The organism is uncultured Jannaschia sp. (assembly GCF_947494025.1).
Lineage (GTDB): Bacteria > Pseudomonadota > Alphaproteobacteria > Rhodobacterales > Rhodobacteraceae > Jannaschia.
Genome location: NZ_CANLTQ010000120.1, coordinates 1 through 768 on the forward strand (window position 1 = coordinate 1; position 768 = coordinate 768).

Annotated in this window: 1 protein-coding gene and 1 pseudogene; both read left to right on the forward strand. The window is 70.1% G+C overall.

Annotated elements, in window-relative coordinates; all coding sequences use genetic code 11:
- Window positions 1–128, forward strand: a pseudogene (locus tag Q1B08_RS21580) (cytochrome c biogenesis protein CcdA); the annotation flags it as partial.
- A 4-nt stretch (window positions 129–132) separates the two neighbouring features.
- Entirely contained in the window at window positions 133–747 is a 615-nt protein-coding gene (locus Q1B08_RS21585) for a class I SAM-dependent methyltransferase (RefSeq protein ID WP_299823463.1), read from the forward strand.
- Window positions 748–768: the final 21 nt, after the last annotated feature.

Below are 768 nucleotides of genomic sequence, written 5' to 3' on the forward strand. Positions count from 1 at the left end.
GCCGGCGCTTGCATCAGGCGGCCGGCGGCGTCATGGTCCTGATGGGCCTTGCGATGATGACGGGCCGCCTGAGCGCCTTGTCGTACTGGATGCTCGACGCCTTCCCGGTGCTCGGGCGGATCGGGTGAACGCATGCTGTCCTACCGCAAACACGTCCTTCCCGGTCTCACGCATCTGGCCATGCGCCAAGATCAGCTTCTTCCCTACCGGCGCCGCGCCGTCGCCGGCCTGCACGGGCGCGTGCTCGAGATCGGGATCGGCTCGGGCCTGAACCTCGCGCTCTACCCCGAAGCCGTGCGCGAGGTCGTCGGGGTCGATCCCTCGCCCGAACTCCTTCGCCGGGCCGAGCGGGCCCCTCATGGATCGAGGCCGGCGACGGAGATGATCGAAGGCGTCGCCGAGGCCCTGCCGCTCGAGGACAGCAGCGTCGACTGCGTCTTGACAACCTGGACGCTTTGCAGCGTGTCGGAGCCGGAGACGGCACTGGCCGAGATCCGGCGCGTCCTCAGGCCGGGCGGCGGCTTCCGCTTCGTGGAGCACGGCCTGGCGCCGGAGCCGTGCGTCCGGCGGTGGCAGCGCTGGCTGACGCCCGCCTGGCATCGCTGCGCGGGGAACTGCCATCTCGACCGCCCGACGGCCGACCTGGTAGTGGAGAATGGATTCCGGCTCGAGCGGCTGGAGACAGGCTATGCGAAGGGCCCGAGGCCCATGGTCTTCATGTATGAAGGGCTTGCCCGGCCCACATGAACGAGGCCCGGTCGCCGGTCG

What these genes read in the sequence shown, in the direction of transcription:
- Q1B08_RS21585 (WP_299823463.1), top strand. Translation starts at nt 133, where the DNA reads ATGCTGTCCTACCGCAAACACGTCCTTCCCGGTCTCACGCATCTGGCC.